The organism is Rhizobium sp. NPDC090275, from assembly GCF_044772225.1.
Classification (GTDB): domain Bacteria; phylum Pseudomonadota; class Alphaproteobacteria; order Rhizobiales; family Rhizobiaceae; genus Rhizobium.
In genome coordinates, this window is the sequence record NZ_JBIVYL010000005.1 from 92685 (window position 1) to 117626 (window position 24942).

The 24942-nt window shown below is 62.0% G+C and carries 30 protein-coding genes; 13 read left to right on the top strand and 17 right to left on the bottom strand.

The features are described from left to right. Window positions 1–66 precede the first annotated feature (66 nt). Window positions 67–1260 carry a succinyl-diaminopimelate desuccinylase gene (gene dapE, locus ACIQUB_RS14255; protein WP_113237524.1) on the top strand — a complete coding sequence of 398 codons (1194 nt, stop codon included), beginning with the start codon at window positions 67–69 and terminating at the stop codon, window positions 1258–1260. Further along, a complete protein-coding gene (locus ACIQUB_RS14260) occupies window positions 1247–1843 on the top strand; it encodes a hypothetical protein (protein WP_018898233.1) in 597 nt (198 codons plus the stop codon). The genes dapE and ACIQUB_RS14260 overlap by 14 nt, the downstream gene beginning before the upstream one ends. On the opposite strand, the gene ACIQUB_RS14265 is transcribed toward ACIQUB_RS14260, so the two are convergent. From ACIQUB_RS14265 to ACIQUB_RS14305, 9 genes are all read right to left on the bottom strand, one after another. Further along, window positions 1840–2319 (bottom strand): DUF2442 domain-containing protein, encoded by a 480-nt coding sequence (locus tag ACIQUB_RS14265; RefSeq protein WP_162737471.1) that lies wholly within the window; start codon window positions 2317–2319, stop codon window positions 1840–1842. The two genes, ACIQUB_RS14260 and ACIQUB_RS14265, sit on opposite strands and share 4 nt — an antisense overlap. Next, window positions 2291–2521 carry a DUF4160 domain-containing protein gene (locus ACIQUB_RS14270; protein ID WP_113237522.1) on the bottom strand — a complete coding sequence of 77 codons (231 nt, stop codon included), beginning with the start codon at window positions 2519–2521 and terminating at the stop codon, window positions 2291–2293. The genes ACIQUB_RS14265 and ACIQUB_RS14270 overlap by 29 nt, the downstream gene beginning before the upstream one ends. A 77-nt stretch (window positions 2522–2598) precedes the next feature. Continuing rightward, window positions 2599–3000, bottom strand: coding sequence for an arsenate reductase (glutaredoxin) (arsC, locus tag ACIQUB_RS14275; protein WP_113237521.1), 402 nt, complete (start codon window positions 2998–3000; stop codon window positions 2599–2601). Next, the gene (gene truA, locus ACIQUB_RS14280) at window positions 2978–3784 is read right to left on the bottom strand and encodes a tRNA pseudouridine(38-40) synthase TruA (protein WP_113237520.1); all 807 of its coding nucleotides are present in this window, start codon (window positions 3782–3784) and stop codon (window positions 2978–2980) included. The genes arsC and truA overlap by 23 nt, the downstream gene beginning before the upstream one ends. Then, a complete protein-coding gene (fmt, locus tag ACIQUB_RS14285) occupies window positions 3784–4725 on the bottom strand; it encodes a methionyl-tRNA formyltransferase (protein ID WP_113237519.1) in 942 nt (313 codons plus the stop codon). The genes truA and fmt overlap by 1 nt, the downstream gene beginning before the upstream one ends. Before the next feature lie 40 nt (window positions 4726–4765). Beyond that, complete coding sequence (locus ACIQUB_RS14290) at window positions 4766–5185, bottom strand: type II toxin-antitoxin system VapC family toxin (RefSeq protein WP_113237518.1); 420 nt, start codon at window positions 5183–5185, stop codon at window positions 4766–4768. Further along, window positions 5182–5469, bottom strand: a complete 288-nt coding sequence (locus ACIQUB_RS14295) for a FitA-like ribbon-helix-helix domain-containing protein (protein WP_113237517.1) — start codon at window positions 5467–5469, stop codon at window positions 5182–5184. Before ACIQUB_RS14295 ends, ACIQUB_RS14290 begins: the two co-directional genes overlap by 4 nt. 65 nt (window positions 5470–5534) lie before the next feature. Continuing rightward, complete coding sequence (gene def / locus ACIQUB_RS14300; RefSeq protein WP_026282951.1) at window positions 5535–6053, bottom strand: peptide deformylase; 519 nt, start codon at window positions 6051–6053, stop codon at window positions 5535–5537. Window positions 6054–6150: 97 nt separating this feature from the next. Next, entirely contained in the window at window positions 6151–7650 is a 1500-nt protein-coding gene (locus tag ACIQUB_RS14305; protein WP_402930373.1) for a methyl-accepting chemotaxis protein, read from the bottom strand. A 195-nt stretch (window positions 7651–7845) separates the two neighbouring features. On the opposite strand from ACIQUB_RS14305, the gene ACIQUB_RS14310 reads away from it, so the two are divergent. The 3 genes from ACIQUB_RS14310 to ACIQUB_RS14320 all read left to right on the top strand — a co-directional run bounded on the left by ACIQUB_RS14310 (window position 7846) and on the right by ACIQUB_RS14320 (window position 12609). Then, complete coding sequence (locus ACIQUB_RS14310; RefSeq protein ID WP_113237516.1) at window positions 7846–9069, top strand: DNA recombination protein RmuC; 1224 nt, start codon at window positions 7846–7848, stop codon at window positions 9067–9069. A gap of 50 nt (window positions 9070–9119) precedes the next feature. After that, window positions 9120–10019 carry a ribokinase gene (locus tag ACIQUB_RS14315; protein ID WP_113237515.1) on the top strand — a complete coding sequence of 300 codons (900 nt, stop codon included), beginning with the start codon at window positions 9120–9122 and terminating at the stop codon, window positions 10017–10019. Between the two features lie 226 nt (window positions 10020–10245). After that, window positions 10246–12609 carry a methyl-accepting chemotaxis protein gene (locus tag ACIQUB_RS14320; RefSeq protein WP_113237514.1) on the top strand — a complete coding sequence of 788 codons (2364 nt, stop codon included), beginning with the start codon at window positions 10246–10248 and terminating at the stop codon, window positions 12607–12609. A gap of 74 nt (window positions 12610–12683) precedes the next feature. Here the strand turns inward: ACIQUB_RS14320 and ptsN are convergent, their stop codons facing one another. From ptsN to lptC, 6 genes are all read right to left on the bottom strand, one after another. Further along, window positions 12684–13148 (bottom strand): PTS IIA-like nitrogen regulatory protein PtsN, encoded by a 465-nt coding sequence (gene ptsN / locus ACIQUB_RS14325; protein ID WP_018898220.1) that lies wholly within the window; start codon window positions 13146–13148, stop codon window positions 12684–12686. Between the two features lie 62 nt (window positions 13149–13210). Continuing rightward, complete coding sequence (gene hpf, locus ACIQUB_RS14330; RefSeq protein WP_026282950.1) at window positions 13211–13786, bottom strand: ribosome hibernation-promoting factor, HPF/YfiA family; 576 nt, start codon at window positions 13784–13786, stop codon at window positions 13211–13213. A 256-nt stretch (window positions 13787–14042) separates the two neighbouring features. Further along, window positions 14043–15608 carry an RNA polymerase factor sigma-54 gene (gene rpoN / locus ACIQUB_RS14335; RefSeq protein ID WP_113237513.1) on the bottom strand — a complete coding sequence of 522 codons (1566 nt, stop codon included), beginning with the start codon at window positions 15606–15608 and terminating at the stop codon, window positions 14043–14045. A gap of 193 nt (window positions 15609–15801) precedes the next feature. Then, the gene (lptB, locus tag ACIQUB_RS14340) at window positions 15802–16584 is read right to left on the bottom strand and encodes an LPS export ABC transporter ATP-binding protein (protein WP_047507090.1); all 783 of its coding nucleotides are present in this window, start codon (window positions 16582–16584) and stop codon (window positions 15802–15804) included. Between the two features lie 37 nt (window positions 16585–16621). After that, complete coding sequence (locus tag ACIQUB_RS14345; RefSeq protein WP_112941010.1) at window positions 16622–17242, bottom strand: LptA/OstA family protein; 621 nt, start codon at window positions 17240–17242, stop codon at window positions 16622–16624. Between the two features lie 11 nt (window positions 17243–17253). Beyond that, on the bottom strand, window positions 17254–17919 hold the full coding sequence (gene lptC, locus ACIQUB_RS14350; protein ID WP_112941011.1) for an LPS export ABC transporter periplasmic protein LptC: 666 nt from the start codon (window positions 17917–17919) through the stop codon (window positions 17254–17256). 210 nt (window positions 17920–18129) lie between these two features. Between lptC and sppA the strand changes: the two genes are divergently transcribed. The 5 genes from sppA (at window position 18130) to ACIQUB_RS14375 (ending at window position 21363) form a co-directional block, all read left to right on the top strand. After that, a complete protein-coding gene (gene sppA, locus ACIQUB_RS14355; RefSeq protein WP_113010997.1) occupies window positions 18130–19080 on the top strand; it encodes a signal peptide peptidase SppA in 951 nt (316 codons plus the stop codon). 29 nt (window positions 19081–19109) lie between these two features. Then, window positions 19110–19409 (top strand): integration host factor subunit beta, encoded by a 300-nt coding sequence (locus ACIQUB_RS14360; protein WP_018898213.1) that lies wholly within the window; start codon window positions 19110–19112, stop codon window positions 19407–19409. A gap of 121 nt (window positions 19410–19530) precedes the next feature. Continuing rightward, window positions 19531–19863, top strand: a complete 333-nt coding sequence (locus ACIQUB_RS14365; RefSeq protein WP_018898212.1) for a LapA family protein — start codon at window positions 19531–19533, stop codon at window positions 19861–19863. Then, a complete protein-coding gene (locus ACIQUB_RS14370; RefSeq protein ID WP_113237512.1) occupies window positions 19863–20300 on the top strand; it encodes a GNAT family N-acetyltransferase in 438 nt (145 codons plus the stop codon). The genes ACIQUB_RS14365 and ACIQUB_RS14370 overlap by 1 nt, the downstream gene beginning before the upstream one ends. Before the next feature lie 157 nt (window positions 20301–20457). Next, window positions 20458–21363, top strand: coding sequence for a S1C family serine protease (locus tag ACIQUB_RS14375; RefSeq protein ID WP_018898210.1), 906 nt, complete (start codon window positions 20458–20460; stop codon window positions 21361–21363). Between the two features lie 5 nt (window positions 21364–21368). On the opposite strand, the gene ACIQUB_RS14380 is transcribed toward ACIQUB_RS14375, so the two are convergent. Continuing rightward, window positions 21369–21806 (bottom strand): GNAT family N-acetyltransferase, encoded by a 438-nt coding sequence (locus tag ACIQUB_RS14380; RefSeq protein ID WP_113237511.1) that lies wholly within the window; start codon window positions 21804–21806, stop codon window positions 21369–21371. 61 nt (window positions 21807–21867) lie between these two features. Further along, a complete protein-coding gene (locus ACIQUB_RS14385; RefSeq protein WP_113237510.1) occupies window positions 21868–22320 on the bottom strand; it encodes a carbon monoxide dehydrogenase subunit G in 453 nt (150 codons plus the stop codon). A 117-nt stretch (window positions 22321–22437) separates the two neighbouring features. Here ACIQUB_RS14385 and ACIQUB_RS14390 point away from each other — a divergent pair, with 117 nt between their 5' ends. From ACIQUB_RS14390 to lspA, 3 genes are read left to right on the top strand one after another with little or no spacing between them, the layout of a single operon-like run. Then, window positions 22438–23541, top strand: coding sequence for a class I SAM-dependent methyltransferase (locus ACIQUB_RS14390; protein ID WP_113237509.1), 1104 nt, complete (start codon window positions 22438–22440; stop codon window positions 23539–23541). After that, a complete protein-coding gene (locus tag ACIQUB_RS14395; RefSeq protein ID WP_113237508.1) occupies window positions 23538–24398 on the top strand; it encodes an RNA methyltransferase in 861 nt (286 codons plus the stop codon). The genes ACIQUB_RS14390 and ACIQUB_RS14395 overlap by 4 nt, the downstream gene beginning before the upstream one ends. Then, window positions 24395–24898 carry a signal peptidase II gene (lspA, locus tag ACIQUB_RS14400; protein WP_047507075.1) on the top strand — a complete coding sequence of 168 codons (504 nt, stop codon included), beginning with the start codon at window positions 24395–24397 and terminating at the stop codon, window positions 24896–24898. Before ACIQUB_RS14395 ends, lspA begins: the two co-directional genes overlap by 4 nt. Window positions 24899–24942 lie beyond the last annotated feature (44 nt).

Consider the following 24942-nt stretch of genomic DNA (forward strand, 5'->3'; position numbering starts at 1 on the left):
GCATTTCGTCTGATGCAACTCTCCCTTGCCTTTTCTTTGCCATTACCGCCGGATAGTTCCACTGTCATGACCGCTACCGATCCCGTTGCCAATCTCCAGACCCTGATCCGCTGCCCATCCGTTACGCCCGCCGAGGGTGGCGCGCTTTCGGCGCTGGAGGCGATGCTGTCGCCGCTCGGCTTCAAGGTGGACAAGGTGAAGGCGATCGAGCCCGGCACGCCCGATATCGAGAACCTCTACGCCCGGCTCGGCAACGACGGCCCGCACCTGATGTTTGCAGGCCATACCGATGTCGTGCCTGTCGGCGACGAAGGCGCGTGGACGCATCCGCCCTTTGCCGCAGAGATCGCGGGCGGCGAGCTGTTCGGTCGTGGTGCTGTCGACATGAAGGGCGGCGTCGCCTGCTTCGTGGCCGCCATCGCCCGCCATATCGAAAAGCATGGAGCGCCTAAGGGCTCCGTCTCGTTCCTGATCACCGGCGACGAGGAAGGCCCTGCCGTCAACGGCACGATCAAGCTGCTGCAGTGGGCCGCCGAGCGCGGCGAACGCTGGGACGCCTGCCTTGTCGGCGAACCGACGAACCCGAACACGCTGGGCGAGATGATCAAGATCGGCCGCCGCGGCTCGCTGTCGGGCAAGATCTCCGCTCATGGCGTGCAGGGCCATGCCGCCTATCCGCATCTGGCCGATAACGCCGTGCGCGGCATCCTGCAGCTGACGCAGGCGCTCATGCATCCGCCCTTCGATGCCGGCACCGAGAACTTCCAGCCCTCCAATCTCGAAGTGACGACCGTCGATGTCGGCAACCCGGCGACCAATGTCGTGCCGGCGAAGGCGACGGCGAGCTTCAACATTCGCTTCAACGACACCTGGACGGCGGAGACGCTGCAGCAGGAGATCATCCGCCGCCTCGACGCCGCCGCCAGCGAAGGCGTGCTCAGGCCCGGCCGCGCGCCGTTCAAGTACGATATCGTCTGGGCGGAGCGCCCGAGCCACGTCTTCCTCACCCGCAACAACGCGCTGATCGCCTCGCTGTCCTCGGCCATCGAAAGCGTGACCGGCCAGTCACCCAAGCTGTCGACCACGGGTGGCACCTCGGACGCGCGCTTCATCAAGGATTACTGCCCCGTCGTCGAGTTCGGTCTAGTCGGGCAGACCATGCACATGGTCGACGAACGCGTCGCGGTCGAAGACCTCGAGCGGCTGACGGTCGTCTATGAAACCTTTATCGCGCGCTGGTTCGAGAATGCCGGGGTTTAGGGAGGTCCAGTATTACCTGGCCGGCCTCTGGTTGCTGATCCGAATGGATCCGGCCGGCTTCCGGTTTCTCGACATGTCGGATCGCGGCGTCAACCGCTCCTTCTGGGCCTTCGTCTGGTGCCTGCCGCCCATGGGGATTTCCTGGCTCTGGTGGCGCGAATCCTTCCTGCGCACGATGCCGCCGCACACCGATGTCGGCCTGGTCTTTTATGTTCGCTTAGGCCTGGTGGAGGCGGCTAACTGGTTCGTGCCGCTGGTGCTGGCGGGGCTGCTGCTGCTTGCCATGAAGAAGGGCGAGCGCTTCTCGGCCGTCGTCGTCAGCGTCAACTGGCTGGGCGTGCCGCTCTCCTATATCAACGGCCTGCTGCTGGCGCTGGTGTTCTTCCTGCCTGGCACGATCGGCATCGTCTCGCTGCTGCTACTTGCCTTCATGCTGGCCCAGGTCTTCGCCATTGCGCGGATCTTGCGAATGATCTTCAACGGCAACGGGCTCCTGATCGGCGCGATGACGCTGGTGCTCTTCGTGCCGGCGCTGATGCTGTCGGAGTTCATGCAGCGGTTTTTGGGCATCTATCCGGTTTAGACCGCGTGCTTGAGCCGGTGCTCGAGCATGTAGCGCGTCGCGAAGGCGATGTGGCGCGGGATCGGCTTATCCTTGCGGTAGTCCGCGACCAGCCGTCTCGAAATCTGCAACGCCGCCGCCATGCCATCCAGGCTGTTGCCGAGCTCATCCATCGCCGCCCTGAAGTCCGCATTCGAGAACTCGATCGGCGGAAGGCTGGCGAGCCAGACAGCGGAAAACTCCAAGTCTTCGCCCGGCCATTCGATGCCATCGCCATGCTCATTGACGGCCACGCGGCTGAAAAGCGCATCGTCGGCACGCAGCGGAATATAGATGCGTCGGCTCTGCAAGGCGGGAGCGAGATCGAGAACGACCGTTTCTCCCGATGTCCAGTCTATCCTGATGTTGCGCGCATCGAGCGGCTCGACCGCCGCGATCCTCGGGAGCGGTTCACCGACAACAATGATGTCATCGCGCGTTGAGACGTTGCCACTCATGTTCCAGACGCTCCCTGTTTTCCGACGCCCATGCCACGGCGAGTTCATAGCTGCGACGATCGATAGAGCCGCGCAGCACAGCGAAATCGGAGATCCCGACCAGCGCCTCGTGATCCGGCGTCAACACGTGGAAATGCGGCGGATTGTGATCATCCGCGAACATCCGCACCTTGATGTTGCCGATCGTCACGAGGGTCGGCATCGCTGTCCTGTTGCGATCTCTGTTGTTGATCGCAACAATAGTGCAACAGGCGCACCATTTCAAGCTGCCCGCGTGACCTATCGGCTGCCGACGACCTCGCCGTCTTCCTTGGTGAAGACGGCGATCGGGTTTTCCAATATCTCCAACACGATTTCCGACGGGCGGCAGAGGCGGGTGCCTTTGGTGGTCTGGACGATGGGGCGGTTGATGAGGATCGGATGGGCGAGCATGGCGTCGAGGAGGTGCTCGTCGCTGAGATCAGGATCGGCAAGGCCGAGCTCGTGGTAGGGCGTGCCCTTCTCTCGTAGCAGCGCGCGGAGGGGGATTCCCATTTCGGCGATCAGCGCGACCAACGTCTCGCGGCTCGGCGGGGTCTTCAGATATTCGATGACGACGGGTTCCTCGTCCGACTGGCGGATCATCGCCAGCGTGTTGCGGGAGGTGCCGCAGGCAGGGTTATGATAGATCGTCGTCGACATCGGCTGTTTCCGTTTCTTTGCGGCGGTCGACGATCACGTCGGGATAATCGACCTGCATGAAATAAAGACCGTCGGGCGGGGCGACGGGACCGCAGGCCTTGCGATCTCTCGCCTCCAGCGCCGCGCGGACATCATCAGGCGTCCAGCGCCCTTCGCCCGCCAGCTTCAGCGTGCCGGCGAAGGAGCGGATCTGGTTGTGCAGGAAGCTCTGGGCGGTGGCGCGGATTTCGATGAGATCGCCTGATCGCGTCACATCCAGACGATCAAGCGTGCGGATCGGGCTGTTCGCCTGGCAATTGGCGGAGCGGAAGGTGGTGAAATCGTGCTTGCCGACCAGCGTCTGGGCGGCGGCGTGCATGACCTCGTGATCGAGCGTCTTCGCCACGAACCACGCCTTGCCGGCCTCCAGCGCCAGCGGCGCGCGGCGGCTGATGATGCGGTAGAGATAGTGCCGGCGTAGCGCCGAGAAACGCGCATCGAAGAACTCGCTGGCGCTCTCGACATCGAGGATCGCGACGCGTTCGCCTGATAGCCTCAGATGCGCATTCAGCGCGTTCTGCAGCTTGAAGGGTGACCACTCCTTCGAGAGATCGGCATGGACGACCTGGCCCATGGCATGCACGCCGGAATCGGTGCGGCCGGCACCGCGGATGGAGACGACCTCGCCGCTCGCCGACAGGATGGCTTTCTCGATCGCGCCCTGCACCGAGGGACCATTGTCCTGCCGCTGCCAGCCGACATATTGCGAGCCGTCATATTCGACGATCATGCGGTAGCGAAACATCAAGCGAGCCTCGTGCCCTTGGCAAGCGGCGTGCCGCGCAGGAAGTCGGCTGCGGCCAACGGCTTGCCGCCGGCCTTCTGCAGCTTCGTCAACCTCACGGCGCCGGTGCCGCAGGCAACGACGAGATCATCGCTCAACAGCTCGCCCGCTGCACCCGATCCCTCGGCGCGCTCGGAGCCCAGCACCTTGACGCGCTCGGGCTTGCCAGAGATTTCAAGCTCGAACCAGGCGCCCGGGAACGGCGCCAGGCCGCGAATGTGGTTGTGGACGTCGGCGGCGTCGCGCGAGAAATCGATCCGCGTCTCGGCCTTGTCGATCTTCGATGCGTAAAGCACGCCATCCTCGTCCTCGGGCTGCGGCGTCAGTGGCAGGTCGCCCATCTCTAGCTTGACCATGGCCTCGGCCATCGCCTTGGCGCCAGCAAACATCAGCCTGTCGTGCAGTTCGCCGGCCGTCATGTTTTCGCCGATCGCGACTTCGCTGGTGATGGCCACCGCGCCGGTATCGAGGCCCTTGTCCATCTTCATCACCATCATTCCGGTCTTCTCGTCTCCGGCCATGATCGCGCGCTGGATGGGCGCGGCACCGCGCCAGCGTGGCAGCAGCGAGGCGTGGCCGTTATAGCAGCCATATCGCGTGCCGTTGAGGATCGCTTCGGGAAGCAGCAGCCCATAGGCGACGACAACGGCGACATCGGCCTTATGGGCGGCGAAGCGTTCGCGCTCTTCTGGGTCCTTGAAATTGACAGGCGTGAAGACGGGCAGCCCCAGGAGCTCCGCTGCCTGATGGACCGGCGACTTCTGCAGATCCAGCCCGCGACGCCCGCCGGGACGCGGCGGCTGGGTGTAGACCGCCTGGATCGTGTGGCCGGCGTCGACCAACGCGCGCAGCGTCGGAACGGAGAAGTCGGGCGTACCCATGAAGATGATGCGAAGAGACATTCTATGCCGCCAATTCCTGGCTCGGGGCCAATCTTGAAGATCAGCCGCCTTCAAACGGGTTTACGAGCTTGAGATCAAGCCCTTCGAAGTCTTTTGTGTTGCGCGTCGCAAGCGTGGCGCCGTGGATGAGGCAGATCGCGGCGATCATGGCGTCCTGCACGGAGATCGGCCGGCCGATGGATTCGCGACGGGCGAGGAGCTTGCCTGTTTCGATAGCCGTAGAGCGGTCGCATGAAAGTATGCGATCGCTATAGGCGACCAGCAGCCTGTCGAGGGAGTCATAGTAGCGGCGGGATTTGTCACGAAGCCAAACGCGCTCGGCTCCGTATGATTGTTCCATCAGCACCGTATCACAGAGGTAGAGCTGATCTTCGGCCTGAGCGGCAGCCCACGCGAGCACGCGTGGATCGCACCCCGGCTTTATAACTTCCGAAATCACGTTGGTGTCGAGAACGATCAATCGAAGCCCTCGAGCGGCCGGCCAAAATCCTTCTTCCGCTCTGCCTCAATGTCATCCATGATCTTCGCAAAGTCTTCCCGCTCGTCGTCGGTTAGCGGCGAAAATATCTCGCGAAATACATCTAGAGCCGACCGCGTCGGCGTATCGGCGCCCGAGACATCGATTATGGCCTTCTGCAAGAGGTTCTTCGCCTCATCGGAAAGGCTATTCCCGTTCTTCTCGGCGCGCGCGGAAATATCGCGCTTCAACGCGTCCGAAATATTGCGGATCAGAAGATCACCCATATCGGCACCTCCTATTTGATATCACTGATATCATAGAAGGGCCGGCGCTGTTTTCAAGTAATCGCTCAGAGCGCCTTGGTGGTCTTGGCGGCCTTGGTGAACTTCTTGATGACCATCTCGCGCTTCAGGCGGGAAATGTGGTCAATGAAGAGGACGCCGTTCAGGTGGTCGATCTCGTGCTGCAGGCAGGTGGCGAGCAGGCTGTCTGCTTCCATCGTCTGCTCCTTGCCGTCGCGGTCGAGATACTTGACGCCGACGGTGGCCGGGCGTTCGACCTCGGCATAGTAATCCGGGATCGACAGGCAGCCCTCTTCATAGACCGAGCGCTCGTCGGAGGACGAGACGATTTCGGGATTGATGAAGACGAGCGGCTGCTTTTCCTCGCCCTCGCGCGCAACGTCGATGACGAGCATGCGGCGGGCAACGCCGATCTGGATGGCGGCCAGCCCGATGCCAGGGGCATCGTACATGGTCTCCAGCATGTCGTCGGCGAGACGCTGCAGATCGCTGTCGACGCGCTCGATCGGCTTGGAAACCTGACGGAGCAGCGGATCGGGAAGAATGATGAGTGGCTTGATGGTCATGGCGTTCCCCATAACCCATCTTTTTGCGGGATGGAATTATCCGATAGCCGGAGGCGGCGCTTTTTTACGCCGCCTTCGCAATTTCGACGCTTTTGCCTCAGGCGGCGCGGGGCGCGGCCTGATAGCCGGAGTGGCTGGCGCTGTCGGTGCGGAACCGTTCGAGCAGGCCGACCAGGCCTTCCACCTCGTTGCGGAGGCGCCGGGTTTCCGACGAGGTGCGCTCCACCATGCCCGAATTCTGCTGGGTGATGGTGTCCATGTTGCGGATGGCGACGCTGACCTCGTTGACGCCGGTCGCCTGATCGCGTGCGGCGGCGGCGATATCGGCAACGAAGCTGCTGATGTTGTCGATGCGATTGATCATGTCGCTCAGCGACTCGCCGGTGCTGCTGACGATATCGACGCCCTGGTTGACCTGCGCGGAGCTCTCGGAGATCAGCTTCTTGATCTCCTTGGCGGCATCGGCCGAGCGCTGTGCCAGCTGACGGACTTCCTGGGCGACGACGGCAAAGCCCTTACCGGCTTCGCCCGCGCGCGCTGCTTCAACGCCCGCATTCAGCGCGAGAAGGTTGGTCTGGAAGGCGATATCGTCGATAACGCCGATGATCTTGGTGATCTCGCTCGACGATCTTTCAATGCCGGCCATGGCGGAGACGGCGCTGGTGACCAGTTCGCCGGAGTTCTTCGCCTTCTGCTGCGTTTCGCGCACGGCCGCCGACGCCTTTTCGGCGTTGGATGCCGTCTGGCCGACGCTGACGGAGAGCTGCTGCAGGGCAGCCGAGCTTTCCTCGACGCCGGCTGCCTGCTGGGCGGTGCGCAACGCCAGATCGTCCGAGCCCTTGGCGATCACATCGGTGCCGCGCAGGATTTCGCCTGATGTGGCGCGAACCGATGCGAAGGAGGCGCGAAGGGCGGCCACTGCGCGGTTGTAGTCGTCACCCATATCCTTGAAGTTGCCCGGCAGATCAGCCGGCAAGGTAGCTTCGAGGTCGCCGCGCGACAGCGCTTCGAGACCGCGACGGAGATGGCTCAGCGCCATGGCCTGATCGGCTTCTGCCTTTTGGCGTTCCTCTTCGAGCTTCAGCCGCTTTTCTTCCAGCGCTTCCAGATAGACCGAGATCGAATAATCCATATCCAGCATCGCGGCCTTGACGACGGCGGTGAGCTTTTCGGCGAGCAGTTTGCCCTGGCCGCGACCGAAGCGCGACGGCCATTCCTTGGCCATCAGCCCCTTGATCAGATCGCTCATAAGAAGCGCGTAGCCGCCGATGTACCAGCGCGGCTCGAGGCCGATGCGCGCATGGGTCTTGCCGACCGCGACGACGCCCTTGACGTAGGCCTCGTCGAAATTGCCACCGGCGAGATTGGCCCAATGCGCCTCCTGCCGGGTCTTGGCACTATTCATATGCGACTTGTCGGAGAAGAAGCTCGCGACCGAGGGCGTGCGCGCCAGCTTCCCGTAGAATCGTTCGAGCGCGCCGCTCAGCAGCTCCGAAATCGCCGGACGCATCTGGCGCAGCGATTGCCGCGCGTTGTCGTCCAGTTCGATGAAATCGAGGCGTTGCTTGAGACCGTTTTCAGGCTGCTGGCTGCTCATAATATATTTCTGCTTTTGCATTTGATGAAGGGCAATTTTCGCGCAGCTTTTGCCGAATATAGTTTCGCAAGTGTTAAATTATGCGGTTATTTCTTAGCTGGTGCTCGAATGCCGCAGCACGCGCCGCCCGTAAGACCATTTACGATGTTCACGTTTTGATCTGGAAAAGCTGCACGACTTTGCTATGGTGCCGAGATGACAACCAGCACCGAGTCGTTTTCCGCCACCCTTTCCGGTCTCAGCCCCATGTCGCTTGCCCTTGCCGGCGCGGCACTGGCCATCGTGATCGTCCTGATGCTTGCCTTGCTGGTTCGTGGCGGCCAGGCTCGGCGCGAGCAGGCCGAGGAGGCGCTGGAGCGAGCCGCCGAGGCGGATGCGCGGATGATGGAACTGTTGCGGATCCAATCGGAAATGCAGGGCCGGATGGCGGCGATGGCCGAGGTGTTCGGCTCTCGGCAATCGGAACTCAACCAGGCAATCAGCCAGCGCCTCGATGGCATGTCGCAGCGGGTCAGCACCACCATCACGGAGCAGACCAAGTCGACGCATGAGAACCTGAGGAGACTGCAGGAGCGGCTGGCGGTCATCGATGCGGCGCAGAACAATATCCAGACGCTCGCCAAGGACGTCGTCGGGCTGCAGGCGATCCTGTCCAACAAGCAGACGCGCGGCGCCTTTGGCCAATCGCGGATGGAGACGATCGTTGCCGATGGCCTGCCGATCGGCGCCTATGCCTTCCAGCAGACGCTGAGCAACGGCTCACGCCCGGACTGCACGATCCGGATGCCCAATGGCGCGCCGCCGCTTGTCATCGACGCCAAGTTTCCGCTGGAAGGATGGAATGCCATTCGCGAGGCGAGCGGGCCGGATCTTGCCAAGGCCGCGTCGCAGCAGTTACGGCGCGATATGGAGATCCATATCCGCGATATCGCGGAGAAGTATCTGATCCAGGGCGAAACGCAGGACACCGCATTCCTCTTCGTGCCGTCGGAATCGATCTTCGCGGAAATTCACGAGAATTTCGAAGCGATCGTGCAGAAGGCGCATCGGGCCCGCGTGGTGATCGTCTCGCCGTCGCTGCTGATGCTGTCGATCCAGGTCATCCAGGCGGTGCTGAAGGATCAGCGGATGCAGGCGCAGGCGCATGTCATCCAGGGCGAAGTCGCCAATCTGATGGATGATCTCGGCCGTCTCGACGACCGCGTGCGCAAGCTGCAGGGGCATTTCGCCATGGCGCAGAAGGATGTCGACATGATCGTCACCTCGGCCGACAAGCTGACCAAGCGCGGCGCCAAGATCGAGGCGCTGGAATTCGAGGGAGCGGATGCAGGCCGCGTTGCGGATGAAAGTGCACCGGCGTCGAAATCCGTGGAGAGCAGAACGGGGCTTCTCAAGCTAAGGGTGGTTGACGACGAGTGAGGCCTTCGGCAGTGTCGCGCCCGACAAAAGCACTGGGAAGGACACCTCGCATGATCACCGTTTTCGGCTCCATCAACATGGACCTCATCGCCACGACGCAACGGCTTCCGAAGCCGGGCGAGACGGTGGCCGGCAACGGCTTTTCGACGGCCGCCGGCGGCAAGGGCGCCAACCAGGCGCTGGCCGCGCGTCGCGCCGGCCGCAGCGTGACCATGGCGGGTGCCGTCGGCCATGATGGCTTTTCGGACGAGGCGCTCGCGCTGCTGAAGGACGCCGGCACGGATCTCCAGTCCGTCAAGCGCGCCGACCAGCCGACCGGAACCGCGATCATCCTCGTGGGCGGAGACGGCGAGAACATGATCGCCGTCGTGCCGGGCGCCAACGGCACGGTCACCGCGCAGGATGCCGATCGGGCCGTCGGCGCGATGAGCAAGGGCGACACGCTGATGCTGCAGCTGGAAATCCCGGTTCCATCAGTCGAGCAGGCTCTGGCTGCCGCGCGCGCCAAGGGCGTGACCACCATTCTCAATCTCGCGCCGCTGATCGACGATGCCGCGCGCCTCGGGCGCCTTGCCGATATCGTCATCGCCAACGAGACCGAATTCGAGCTCCTGGCCGGGCAGGAAAACATGAGCGCTGAGGATCGCGAAGCCGCGCTGAAGCGCCTCAACGCCGAGACGGGTCAGACGCTGATCGTGACGCTTGGCGGCGATGGCGTGGTCGCGATCCGCGATGGCGTGATATCGCGGGCAAAGGGCTTGAAGATCGAGCCCGTGGATACGGTCGGCGCGGGTGACACCTTCTGTGGTTATTTCGCTGCCAGCCTCGACGAAGGGATCGATTTCGAGCCGGCGTTGCGCCGCGCGGCCGTTGCCGGCTCGCTCGCATGCCTCAAGGCCGGTGCCCAGCCATCCATTCCCTCGCGCGAAGACGTCGCAAACAAACTATAGGCGTTATCCGCCGACGACATCGGCGATGCGTTTGCTTGCGATTGGTCGAATTATCATCGCATTTCACTCAAATTTAATAGGTTTCCGGCGATCTTCCGCGTGATCGCCGGCTTCTTCTCAAAGGGGATGCGGCATTCGCCACGGCGGCTCCATGATGAAGCCCGCCCTCGCTTCTTGTGCCGGCGGATGCTTCGCCTGGCCCATCCTTGATCCCCCCGAGGAATGCATGTTCATCTTTCGCATGAAATCGCTTGCGGCCAAACTCATTGTGATCACCGGCAGCGCGATCGCACTGGTTCTCCTGATCTCCAATTTCTTCCTCATCGGCGAAACCCGTGATCGCGTGGAAACGCTGACCATGGATCAGGCCAATCTCGAGGCGAAGTCAATCGCCAACGAGGTCGCTTCCTCGGTCGGCGAACTTGCGGGCGCGGCGCGCTCCATGGCCGGCGTCATCGGCCGCGGCCACGAAGGCAAGTATCTCGATCGCAAGGCGATCGTCGATATGCTGAAGGCCAATGTCGAGCGCAACCAGTTCGCCTTCGGCAGCTGGTTCGGCGAAGAGCCGAACGCCTTCGACGGCCAGTCGCCGTCGCTTGCCGGCCGCACGGACCTGGGCTCGGACAAGACCGGCGCCTTCAACGCCTATTGGACCAAGAAGAAGGACGGCGGCTTCACGTTCTCGGTATTCGGATCGGACTACAAGGCCGAATGGTACAGCCTTGCCGCCGCCAGCAAGAAGGGCGCGATCTCCTCGCCCTACGCTGAAAGCACCACTGGCGAAAACACCGCGATGACCTCGATTGCCTATCCCGTCATGTCGGGTGGCAAGATGATCGGCGTCAGCGGCGTCGACATTTCGCTGAAGTCGCTCGCCGACAAGCTCGGCGGCCTGCATCCTTTCGGCACCGGCCGCGTGACCCTGCTCTCGCAGGGCGGCAACTGGATCGTCGCGCCGTCCAAGGATCTGGCGATGAAGCCCTACGAGGGTGAAGGTGCCGATGCGGTCAAGGCTGGTCTTTCAACGCTTGCGCCTGCCGTCGTCAAGAACCTCTCGATCGATGGCGGCGAGCAGTTCGACCGCGTTGTCTATCCCTTTGCGCTCCCCGACGTGAACACCAACTGGGTGATCCTCGTCGACGTGCCGCACAGCGCGATCAACGCGCCGGTGCAGGACCAGACCTTCATGATGATCGTGGCAGGCATCGTCGTTCTGGCGGCCGTCATGCTGGCGCTCTACTTCGCCGTCCGCGCCTTCGTGCAGAAGCCGCTCGGCGGCCTCGTCGCCAGCGTCAAGATGCTGAGCGAAGGCCGCTACGAGCAGCCGGTCGTCGGCCAGGATCGTTCGGATGAAACCGGCTCGGTCGCCAAGGCGCTCGAAGGCTTCCGCCATGCGCTCGCCGACAGCCGCCGTCTCGAAGCCGAAGCCAAGAGCCAGCGCCAGGAAGCGGAAGACGAGCGCGGTCGTTCGGAAAGCGAACGTCAGCAGTCGGTTTCGCTGCAGCGTCACATCGTGTCCATCGTCGGCGCCGGTCTGTCCGAGCTGTCGCAGGGCAATCTCAGCCACCGCATCACCGACGAATTCCCGGGCGAATACGGCAAGCTGAAGCAGGACTTCAACGCGGCGCTGGCCGCCCTTGAAGAGACCATCACGACGATGAACCTCAGCGTCGTCAACATCGGCTCCGGCACCAGCGAGATCAGCGGCAGCGCCTCGGACCTCGCCAAGCGCACGGAACAGCAGGCGGCAAGCCTGGAAGAGACGGCTGCGGCCCTGAACGAGCTGACGGCACAGGTCAACTCCAGCGCCGACAATGCCCGCACCGCCGCCGACAACGTCAACCACGCCTGCGAGGATGCCGAGAAGTCGGGCGATGTCGTGCGCAAGGCGATCGCCTCGATGCACGGGATCGAGCAGTCCTCCACCGAGGTGTCGCGCATCATCGGCGTCATCGACGAGATCGCGTTCCAGACCAACCTGCTGGCGCTCAACGCGGGTGTCGAAGCCGCGCGTGCCGGTGAAGCCGGCAAGGGCTTTGCGGTCGTAGCCCAGGAAGTTCGCGAGCTGGCCCAGCGTTCGGCGAACGCCGCCAAGGAGATCAAGACGCTCATCAACACCTCGGCCGTCCAGGTCAAGGAAGGCGTCGATCTCGTCGGCCGCGCCGGCGATACGCTGCACAACATCTCCGAGCAGGTGATGCGCATCAATGGTCTGATCCGCGAGATCTCGGCATCGGCCAGCGAGCAGGCGATCGGCTTGAAGGAAGTCAGCCAGGCGATGAACCAGATGGACCAGGTGACGCAGCAGAACGCCGCCATGGTCGAAGAAACCACCGCGGCCAGCGTCACGCTGAACGAAGAGGCACAGACGCTGCAGCATCTCGTCGCCCGCTTCCGCGTCAGCAACGCCAACCATGGCGCATCGCTGCGCTCGACCGCCCAGCAGATGCGGGCACCGGCAGCGGCACCGAGCTATCGCCCGTCGTCGCAGCCGAGCTACCGCCAGGCAGCCGCCCCTGCCCCGCGCCGCGCTGTCGCGCAATCGCATGGATCGGCAGCTGTCGCGCAGGACAATTGGGAAGAGTTCTGAGCCGATCGGCTAAGCCAAAACAAAAAGAGGCGCCGGAGCAATCCGGCGCCTCTTTTCATTTGAATTGGAGATGATCAAGCCGCGTTTGAGGTCTGCTCTTCGTTGAGGAAGGCATAGATCGCCGAGGCGCTGTCGGTGGCGCGCAGCTTGGCCACGAGATCGTGGTCGCGCAGGACGCGGGCAATGCGCGACAGGGCCTTCAGGTGATCGGCGCCGGCGCCCTCGGGCGCCAGGAGCAGGAAGACGAGATCGACCGGCTGATCGTCCAGCGCTTCGAAATCGACCGGCTGGTCGAGACGCGCGAAGATGCCGACGATGGAATTGACGCTTGCCAGCTTGCCGTGCGGAATGGCGATGCCATTGCCGACTCCGGTGGAACCAAGCCGCTCGCGCTGCAGGACAACGTCAAAAATCTCGCGCTCGGACAGCCCGGTGACTTTCGACGCCTTGGCCGACAATTCCTGCAGGAGCTGTTTCTTGGAGTTGACCCTGAGAGCGGGAATGATCGCATTCTGCTGCAGCAAATCTGCCAAAGCCATTTCTTTTTCCTTTTGTGCCAAGCCGGGGGAGCGGCAGATGCCCGCCGCTCCGCTCCGTTTTCTCAGCTTTTGATGTTGGCTGCGTCTATCCAGCCAATGTTGCCGTCGTGCCGACGGTAAACGATGTTCAACTGTTCGTTACCCGGGCTGCGGAAGAGCAGCAGGGGCTCGTCCGTCATATCGAGCGCCATCACGGCGGTCGCGACGGACATGGTCTTCATCTGCTTGGTGCTTTCGGCAACGATCGCTGGTGCGAAATCATCGGCGATCTCGTCGTCATGATCCGGCATGCCATCCATGACGGTGTAGGCGACTTCTGCAAAACCATTCAGATGATTTCCGGCATGGTGATCCTTGAGCTTGCGCTTGTAACGGCGAAGTCGCTTCTCGATACGCTCGGAAGCGGCGTCGAATGCCAACTGCGGATCCATTGCCTCGCCGGCCGCGTGCAAAATCACGCCACTGTCGAGATGAACCTTGCAATCGGCGGCGAAACGGGCGTTGGCCTTTTGTACGATCACTTGACCAGAATACCCTCCGTCGAAGTATTTCGTGACGGCCACGGCAATTTGGTCCTCTATCCGCTGACGGAACGAGTCACCAATTTCCATATGTTTACCGGATACACGCACACTCATGGAGTTTCCCTTCTTATGTGGTTTGCGAGTACCAGTTTACGCCAAGCCTGACTCTCATCCAAGCACTTCGCGCAATCTCAAGCAAGATCGGCCGAAGTTCTCGGCAGTGGGCGCCCTTAGGATTGATGGGGATAACCTCAGACACCATTCACAGCGTCAATTTGGCGCGGCTTCTAGCCAGAAGTTACCAAAAAGTCAACACACGCCCTGTTTTCTCGCGGGGGCGGGACGCGTCGGCCGCAACAGACCGAACTCCTCAGAAGCCCGCGACCTTCGCGAGCGCTCGCTTTTCCCGCCGGCGCTGGACGGAAGAAGCGATATTCATGGCTTCACGATACTTCGCGACCGTCCTGCGGGCAAGCTCCACCCCACTCCCCTTTAGGATGTCAACGATATCATCATCTGAGAGTACGGCGTCGGGGCTTTCCTGCGCTATAAGTGCGCGGATCTTGTGACGGACGGCTTCCGCCGAATGGCTGTCGCCGCCTTCGACCGCGCTGATCGACACCGTGAAGAAGTATTTGAGCTCGAACAGGCCGCGCGGCGTCAGCATGTACTTGTTCGACGTGACGCGGCTGACGGTCGATTCATGCATCTTGATCGCGTCCGCCACGGTCTTCAGATTGAGCGGGCGCAGATGATCGACACCGTGGAGCAGGAAGGCATCCTGCTGGCGGACGATTTCGGTCGCCACCTTCATGATCGTCTTGGCGCGTTGATCGAGGCTGCGCGTCAGCCAGTTGGCGGTCTGCAGGCACTCCGACAGGAAGGCGTGATCATCGCCGGTCTTGTTGACCTTGGCGAAATAGGCCTGGTTCACGAGCACGCGCGGCAGCGTGTCCGGGTTGAGTTCCACCAGCCAGCTGCCGTCGGCGCTGGGACGAACCACGACGTCGGGCATGATCGCCTCCGACACCGCGGTCTCGAAGCCGCTGCCCGGCTTGGGGTTCAGCTGGCGGATCTCGCTCAGCATGTCGAGCAGATCCTCTTCATCGACACCGCAAAGCCGCTTCAGCGTCGCGAAGTCGCGACGGGCCAGCAATTCGAGATTGCCGACGAAAGCCTGCATGGCCGGATCGAGGCGATCCTTCTGCCGAAGCTGGATCGCCAGGCATTCCGACAGGTTGCGGGCGAAGACACCGGGCGGATCGAGCGTCTGTAGCGCGGCCAGAACCCGCTCGACATCCGCAGCGCCGGCACCCAGCCGCTCGGCCGCTTCGGTGAGATCGGCGTGGAGGTAGCCTGCCTCGTCGAGCTGGTCGGCGAGATACTGGCCGATCAACTGGTCGGCCATATCGGGAAGGACGAAAGGCATCTGCTGGGCGAGATGATCGCGCAGCGAGACCTGGCCGGCGACGAAATCGTCGAGGTCATAGCCATCGGCACCACCCTCGCCGCCACCCGGCATCGATTTCCACTGGCTGATCAGTTCGGGCGCGTCGGCGCGCTGCGGCACGCCGTCATCAGGGAAGACGTTGGCATAGTTGGCGTCGAGCTCGTCGCTCATTCTTGTGGCGCCGGCGCCATCTGCGCGGTCGGACCAATCGCCGGACATCACTTCCGAGCGGCTGTCGTAATCTTCGTCGAAGCTTTGTTCTTCGGCCTGGCGGGAATGGCCGTCGTCGTCATCGCCGGCGCGATCACTGCCTGTTTCGGCGTCATTTGACGGAAACTCGAGCAGCGGGTTCTTTTCGACTTCCTGGGCGATGAACTGATTGAGCTCGAAATGCGTCATCTGAAGCAGCTGGATGGACTGCATCAGCTGTGGTGTCATCACCAGCGATTGGCTTTGGCGCAGGTATAAATTGGCCGAAAGTGCCATGATGGACGCAAAACTCCCGCTCGGTTCCTCCGGGAAACAGTGTCCTATAACGGGGCTAAGGCCACTGATATCCAAGTTGGCCCAAAAATTGCTTTTTTATTCTATTTGGTCAAGCGGAACTATGCGGGAAGGTGAATTTCCGCTGCGGGAGCCCCATGATCAAAGGGACTCGTGATCAAAAAAAGATGAGCGATCAGAGGCTGAAGTTGTCGCCGAGATAAAGCCTGCGGACTTCGGCATTGTTAACAATGTCGTTTGCCCGGCCATGCGTCAACACTTCGCCCGCATGAATGATATAGGCGCGGTCGATCAGCCCGAGCGTCTCGCGCACATTGTGGTCGGTGATCAAGACACCGATGCCGCGCGCCGTCAGGTGATGGACGAGGTTCTGGATATCGGAGACCGAGATCGGATCGACGCCCGCAAAAGGTTCATCGAGCAGCATGAAGGTCGGGTCGGTCGCCAGTGCGCGGGCGATTTCCAGGCGGCGGCGCTCACCGCCGGACAGGGAGACCGCCGCACTCTTGCGCAGCTTGCGAATATGAAATTCGTCGAGCAGCTCGTCGAGCTTCTTTTCGCGCGCGGCCTTGTCCTTCACATGCACTTCGAGAACGGCGCGGATATTCTCCTCGACCGTCAGCCCGCGAAAGATCGAGGCTTCCTGCGGCAGATAGCCCACGCCGAGGCGCGAGCGGCGATACATCGGCATCGACGTGACGTCATTGCCGTCGATCTCGATCGTGCCTTCATCGACAGGGACGAGGCCCGTGATCATGTAGAAACAGGTCGTCTTGCCGGCGCCGTTCGGGCCGAGCAGGCCGACGGCCTCGCCACGACGCACGACCAGCGACACGCCGTTCACGACGCGCCGGGTGCTGTACGTCTTCGTCAGACCGCGCGCGATCAGGGTGCCCTGATAGCGGCTCTTGTCAACGGCGCCATCTGCGGCGGCCTGTTGCCCGGTCTTGCCGAACATATTCGATAGCGAGAATAATTTCACGTGGCAGCCGGGGTCAGTTCTTTTTCTGGGATTGAGGATCGAGCTGGATCTGGACGCGCCCCCCGCAGCTGTCCAACTGTGCCTGACCCGTTTCCATGTGCACCGTCAGCTGGCAGCCGGTGAAGACATTGCCGCCGTCGGTCAGAACGACCTTGTCGCCCTTCAGGATGAAGAGCTGCTTTGCCATGTCGAACGAGCCGTTATCGGCGGTCGCGGTCTGGGTGCCCGAGGTGAGGTACACCTTGTTCGTCACGATGATGTGGTCGATGTCGGTGTTGCCCGACGACATCGAGGATGTCGGCGTCGACGGGGTTTCAGACGCCTTCGTCGCGGGCGCGCTGCCATCGGCTGCGGCCTTCGCCTTGTAGAAGACGGTCATGTGACCGGCCTGCAGCGTGGTCGTTCCCTGAACGACCTTCACGTTGCCGGTGAAGTCGGCGGTGTGTTCCTGATCGTGGATCTCGAGCTTGTCGCTTTCGATCTGGATCGGCTGATCCTTGTTGAGCTTCAGTCCGCTCATCTGGCTGGTCGTCGCCTGCGCCATCGCGGCTCCGGCCAACAGCAGGAGTGCAAGCGCACCGTTCGTGAATACTGCGCCCGCCTTGCGGGTAGAAATGCGACAATCTTTTGCCATGGTGACCCGGGTTAAGTGCCCTGTTTGCGGATAGCGGTGGGGTTCACATTCATTCGAACGTTCCCCTCGAATGTGATCGTCCGTCCCTTATCTGTCATCTTGAGCGAGCGCGCAACAACCGAAGCGCCATCTTTTTTGATGTCGACAGGGTCGCTGGTTGTAAGCTTTCCGCCCTTCACATCGACCTGCGCGGTCTGGAATTTGGCGGTCAGGCCATCGCTCATGTTGATGACGAAGGGAGACGTGATGTTCAGATTGTCGGTCGCGCGATCATAATCGGCGGTCGTCGCCTCGACGCGGGCGACCACATCATCCTTGACCGGAACCACCGCCTTGACCGTCTCGAGCGAGATCAGGTTCGGGTTCTTGATGTCCTGCAGCGCGCGTTCGGCGAGCATCGAATAGTTGATACCGGAAGCGTTGCGGCCGGCAATCGCCGGCTTCAGCATCACGACCTTGCCGTTTTCGATCCTGGCGCCTTCGATCTTGATGTTCTCGGGCAAATAGGTGCGGATGACGGAGACGCCAATGAAGGCGAGCGACACGACCACGGCGGCGACCGGCAGCAGAACCTTCAGCCGGCGAACGCGGGCTGAGTGAAACCGCGCGGCGCCATAGGCACTTTGCGCGGGCTTCGCATAGGCAGCCTGTCCGCCATTATCCAAGGTGTTGAGCATTCATTCGGTCCGTGTCGGTGATAGGACGGCGTATATAGGGAGCGCTTTCGCCCGATCACAGTTCATTTCGCATTATTACACTGACTTGCCAATATGGATTTTTTTCTGCAACAAGCAAGAAAACCGCAAAACCAATCGACACAGCGTTAACGCATATCTATGCACTCTACGTAAGAAGAGTTGCGTCAGACTTGCCGACCGGAGGAATAAATGGACAGCTCCATGATCGCAGATCGCCGCAGGCTGCGCCGCAAGGTCGGCTTCTGGCGCGTGGTGGCGGTACTGCTTCTTCTCGCGCTTGCGCTGGCGATTTACGGCTTTCTGTTCGCCGACAATGCAAACAGGCGTCCTCATGTCGCGCATGTGACGATCTCCGGCCTGATCACCGACGACAGCGAATTGCTTGAGCGGCTCGCCAAGATCAAGGACGAAGACGCGGTGAAGGCGCTGGTCGTCTCCATTTCCTCGCCCGGCGGCACGACCTATGGCGGCGAGCGGATCTTCAAGGCGATCCGGGCGATCGCCGCCAAGAAGCCCGTCGTCTCCGATGTCCGCACACTTGCGGCATCCGCCGGCTACATGATCGCGACAGCAGGCGATACGATCATCGCCGGCGACAGCTCGATCACCGGCTCGATCGGGGTGATCTTCCAGTATCCGCAGGTCAAGCCGCTGCTCGACAAGATCGGCGTCTCGATGGAGGAGATCAAATCCTCGCCGCTGAAGGCGGAGCCCTCGCCCTTCCATCCGGCAAGCGAAGAAGCCAAGGCGATGATCAACAACATGATCGTCGACAGCTATGCCTGGTTCGTCGATCTGGTCGCCGATCGCCGCAAGCTGCCGCGCGAGGACGTGCTGAAGCTCGCCGACGGCACCATATTTACCGGTCGCCAGGCGCTGAAGATGAAGCTCATCGACCAGCTCGGCGGCGACGACGAAATCCGCGCCTATCTGGCCACCAAGAACGTCAGCAAGGACCTGCCTGAGATCGATTGGAACAAGAAGAGCAGCACGCCGTTCCTGCTTGCAGGCGCGGCATCGCAGATCCTGACAGTTCTCGGTTACGGCGATCTCGCCAGAAGCCAGGACCTCACGGGAATTCTGCCGCAGAAGTTGCTTCTTGACGGGCTCGTTTCAGTTTGGCAGGTTGGCCATGATTGATAAGAAATCAATAATTTAAGGGGGCCACCGTGATCAAGTCCGAGCTGGTGCAGATAGTTGCGGCTCGCAACCCGCATCTTTACCATCGCGATGTGGAAAATATCGTGAACGCGGTTCTCGACGAGATCACCGATGCGCTGGCGGCGGGCAACCGCGTCGAGCTGCGCGGTTTCGGCGCCTTTTCCGTCAAGAACCGTCCATCGCGCTCGGGCCGCAACCCGCGCACCGGCGACACGGTGTTCGTCGAGGAGAAGTGGGTCCCCTTCTTCAAGACCGGCAAGGAGCTGCGCGAGCGGCTGAACCCGGGACAGGCCGATCAAGACGACTGATCGCCGCCTATAGGTCCGGCTGCGGCGAAACCGCACTTGAACTTCACGAGGTCTTTTCTATCCTGTGGCTGAAAGAATGCGCCGCTCGCAGTGAGCCTGCGCATGCATGTGGAGGCCTGCGATGGCGAAGAAGATTATCAACCTCCTGATCTTGCTGCCGCTCGGCATCATCCTGATCATTTTTTGCGTGGCCAACCGCCAGAGCGTGACGCTGGCGTTCAATCCGTTCCGCCCCGAGGATCAGGTGCTGTCGCTCTCGGCGCCGTTCTTCGTGTTCCTCTTTATCGCGCTGATCATCGGCATGTTCGCCGGCTCGGCGGTGACCTGGATGAACCAGGGCAAGCATCGTAAGCGCGCCCGCAGCGAGGCCAAGGAAGCCGTGCGCTGGCAGGGCGAAGCCGACCGCCACAAGGCGCGCTCGGAAGAAATCGCCGGACAGCTGCCGTCGCGGTGATGGTGCCCTTCGTCGATATCGTCGATGGCGAGCCGGATGATCACGACACGGACCGTCTCCTAGACATCCTGCTCGAATACAATGCACCATGGACAGCGCATATCGCTGAGAAGCCTCATCTCGCTATTCTCCTTCGCAAGGAAGAAGGCGGAGAGGTGATCGGCGGGCTTTACGCTCGTGATGAGTACAATTGGCTGTTCATCAAATACCTGGTGGTGCCGCAAGAATTCCGCGGCATGGGGCTGGGATCGCAATTGATGCGCCACGCCGAGGCCATCGCACGCGAACGCGGTTATCTCGGCTTGTTTCTCGACACCTTCGAATTTCAGGCAAGACCGTTTTACGAGAAGCTCGGTTTCGAGGTTTTTGGAAGCCTAGAAGGTGATCAGGAGACGCCTGCTAGGTTCTTCCTGAAGAAGCGACTTGCAGCCACCTAAGCGCGTCGGAGACAACACCTCCGCAAGACATATTTCGGCTTGCCAAGCCCTTGCACCGCGCCATCTGTCTTCATAGCTATGTCCAATAGAACCCGTTGCGCCTTTCTTCCGAAAGCAGTTTCACTGCCTCAGCGCGTCGCTTCATGAGGATGAAACCATGAACACAGATCAGATCCTGAAATCGGTCGTCGCCGTCCGCGGCATCATTCCCGATGATGCGTACACTGCCGATACGCTCGGCACCCGGCGCGAGGGCAGCGGCGTGGTCATCAAGGACAGCGGCCTGGTGCTGACGATCGGCTATCTGATCACCGAGGCCGAGGAAGTGTGGCTCACCGCCCATGACGGACGGGTGGTCGCGGCGCATCCGCTCGGCTACGACCAGGAAACGGGCTTCGGCCTGCTTCAGGCGCTGGGCCCTCTCAACCTGCCGGCGCTGGAATTCGGCGATGCCACCTTGGCCGAGCTTGGGCAATCGGTGACGCTGATCGACGGGATCGGCGAGTTCGTGGATGCCAAGATCGTCGCCAAGCAGGAATTCGCCGGCTATTGGGAATATCTGCTCGACGAAGCGATCTTCACCACGCCCGCACACCCCTCGTGGGGCGGAGCGGCATTGGTCGATGGCGACGGCAAGCTGATCGGCATCGGTTCGCTGCGCTTGCAGATGAGCCAGGGTGGCGAGGTGGCTGATATCAACATGATCGTTCCAATCAACCTCCTGACACCGATCCTTGACGACCTGACCACGCGCGGGCAGGTCAACAAGCCGGCGCGTCCGTGGCTCGGCGCGTTCTCGGCCGAAAGCAACGGCGACGTGATCGTGATGAGCGTCGCGGAGGGTAGCCCGGCGGATCAGGCCGGGCTCAAGCGCGGCGACGTGATCTCGGAAATCCGCGACGGCGAGGTCGATGGGCTGGCCGATTTCTACCGCAAGATCTGGAGCAGCGGCCCTGCCGGCGCCGAGATCCCCATGCGCATCCTGAGAGACGGCCGCGAGGCCTGGCTGCGCGTGCGCTCGGCCGACCGCAACAGCTTCCTGCGCAAGCCGCAGATGCAGTGACGCGATCAGCGCTCGGGGAAGAAGGTCATCTCTTCGTATTCGCCTTCACGCGATGAGCCCTTGCCTGTCACCACGAAACCCCGGGCGCGATAGAAGGCCTTGGCGTGTTCGTTGCGGTCGAGGCACTTCAGCCGATAGGTCTTGTCCGGCCAGTAGGGCAGCGCTTTCAGGAGAGCCTGGCCGATGCCGAGGCCGCGATACTGTTTCCTGATGTAGAGCATATGGATGAAGTCATCGGGCGACCACAGCGTCATGAAGCCCGCGATCTCGCCATCCGGCATTTCGGCGAGCCACAGAAGTTCGCCCTGCGTATGCGCGTGAAAATCCTCGTGGCGGAAAACCTGCGGGGCCACCCAGGTGAAGGTATCGCGACGCACCGCGAGATAGATATCCGCGAGTTCTTCCAGGTCGGCCTTTTCTGGCGATCGGATGGTCCAGTGCATGGTTATGGATGTAGCCGAGACGGGATGGGCTGCCAATTACCTCGTTGGACGGCAGCAGCTTTTATTCGGCCGCCTTGGCACTCACAGCTGCATTGAAATCGGAAAAGAACCGCTGCGCGAGCTTCTGCGAGGAGGAATCGATCAGCTTGGCGCCGAGCTGGGCGATCTTGCCGCCGACATCGGCGCCGGCGCGATAATGCAGGATGGTTTCGCCGCCGTCGTCCTCGAGCGTCACATCGGCCGATCCCCTGGCGAAACCGGCGATGCTGCCCTTGCCTTCGGCTGACAGCGTGTAGCTCAGGGGTGCATCGATGTTGGAGACCCGGATTTCGCCGGTGAAGGTCAGCGGCACCATGCCGATCTTGACCCTGATCGTGGCGACGAGCTCGTTCGGACCGGTAAACTCCAACGACTGGCAGCCGGGTATGCATCCCTTGAGGATATCGGGATCGTTGAGGCCGGCCCACACGACGTCGCGCGGCGCGGTAATCCGCTCTTGTCCGACGAAGTCCATCACAATCCTCCCATTTTCACCTTGTCGAACATATCGCGGCGGGAAAGCGCTTTGCCAAGGTGAAAATGGGATGCTATTTGCACGGGCTCTATCAAATTCAGCACGCGGAACACCACGTTGAGACAAAAAGAACGCCGGCCGGGCCAGAAATCCGGCACGGGCCCCGCCAGTGGACGACGCGGCGACGAGCGCGGCAACAGCCGCCCGCCGAAGCCCGCGAACAGACCCGCAGCGCCGCAACAGGCCCCGCGCGAGCCCGCCTCCGCGCCCGCAGCACTGGAGCGCCCGTTGATGGAGCGCACCGGTGACCGGCCGCCCGAGCGTGTGCCGATCATTCTCGAATCCCTCGGCGCCGGCGATTTTCACCTGATCGACAGCGGCAATGGGGAAAAGCTCGAGCAATACGGCCCTTACCGGATCATTCGTCCGGAAGGACAAGCGCTGTGGAAGCCATCGCTGCCCAAACATGTCTGGGACAAGGTCGATGCGGCCTTTACCGGCGATACCGATGAAGAAGGCACCGGCCGCTGGCGTTTCCCCAAGGAAGCGCTGGGCGAGACCTGGCCGCTCAATCTTCTCGGCGTCGATTTCCTCGGCCGCTTCACCTCGTTTCGCCATGTCGGCGTGTTTCCCGAGCAGATCGTTCACTGGACGTGGATGAAGCAGCAGGTCGAAGCCGCCGGCCGGCCGCTGAAGGTGCTGAACCTCTTCGGTTACACCGGCGTTGCCTCGCTGGTGGCGGCTGCCGCCGGCGCCGAGGTCACGCATGTCGATGCCTCGAAGAAGGCGATCGGCTGGGCGCGCGAGAACCAGGCGATGAGCGGGCTTGAGAAGGCGCCGATCCGCTGGATCTGCGAAGACGCGATGAAGTTCATTCTGCGCGAGGAGCGCCGCGGCAACACATACGACATCATTCTGACCGATCCGCCGAAGTTCGGCCGCGGGCCGAATGGCGAAGTCTGGCATCTGTTCGAGCACCTGCCCGTCATGCTCGACATCTGCCGCGAGATCCTGTCGCCGAAGGCTGTCGGCCTCGTGCTGACGGCCTATTCGATCCGCGCCAGCTTCTATTCCATCCACGAGCTGATGCGCGAGACGATGCGCGGAGCCGGCGGCGTGGTCGAATCCGGAGAGCTGGTGATCCGCGAAGCCGGGCTTGATGGCAACACGCCGGGCCGCGCGCTCTCCACATCCCTCTTTTCCCGCTGGGTGCCGAAATGAGCCACGAACACCGCGACAACGGTCCGCGCAGGGTCGGCCAGGTGAAGGAAGTCACCTCGCTTGCCAATCCCATCATCAAGGACATCAAGGCGCTCAGCGACAAGAAGACCCGCGAGCAGAGCGGCACCTTCATGGCCGAAGGCCTGAAGCTCGTGATCGACGCGATCGAGCTTGGCTGGACGATCCGCACGCTGGTCTACGCCAAGGCCGCCAAGGGCAAGCCGCTGGTCGAGCAGATGGCGGCAAAGACCGTTGCCTCCGGCGGGCTGGTGCTCGAGGTCAGCGAGAAGGTCCTCTCCTCGATCACCCGCCGCGACAATCCGCAGATGGTGGTCGGCGTGTTCGAAAACCGCTGGAAGCCGCTGCGCGACATTCGTCCGGCCAAGGGCGAGACATGGATCGCACTCGACCGGGTTCGCGATCCCGGCAATCTCGGCACGATCATCCGCACCGCCGATGCGGCCGGCGCTTCCGGCGTCATCCTGGTCGGCGAGACCACGGACCCGTTTTCGCTCGAGACCGTACGGGCAACGATGGGCTCGGTCTTCGCCATGCCGGTGTCGCGCGCGACGCCGGAGGAGTTCATCGCCTGGAAGAAGCAGGCGGGCGTTTCGCTGGTCGCCACGCATCTGGCAGGCTCCGTCGACTACCGCACGATCGACTACAAGGCGAAGCCCGTCGTCATCCTGATGGGCAACGAGCAGTCCGGCCTGCCGGAGCAGCTTGCGCGCGAAGCCGACGCGCTTGCCCGCATTCCGCAGCAGGGCCTGGCGGATTCGCTCAATCTGGCGGTCGCCAGCGCCGTCATGATGTTTGAGGCACGCCGCCACCTTCTCTCACTCACCGAGGCCAAATGACCGATCAGACGCTAGACCGCCCGACGCTGTTTTCGCGCCCGCTGCCGATCCTGATCTTCGTCGTTCTTGCCGTGGTGCTCGACCAGATCATCAAGATCGTGGTCGATCACACGCTGCCGCTTCAAGAAGCGGTCCACGTCATCCCGATGCTGGCGCTCTACCGCACCTACAATCTCGGCGTCGCCTTCTCGATGCTCTCAGGCATGGACGGCTGGTTCATCGTCGGCATGCGTCTGATCATCGTGGCCTTCGTGCTCTGGCTCTGGCATCGCACGGGCAAGCAGCGCACCTTCGCCCATCTCGGCTACGCACTGATCATTTCAGGCGCGCTGGGCAATCTCCTCGACCGTTTCCTTTATGGACACGTGATCGATTACATCCTGTTCTATACCGAGACATGGTCGTTCGCGGTTTTCAACTTGGCCGATAGTTTCATCACCATCGGCGCGGGATGCGTGATTTTGGACGAGCTATTGCAACCCAAGACCGCCGATAAGTAAAATCTTAGCGGTTTACTGAAGGCATTTGGAACAGCCGGCGTGCT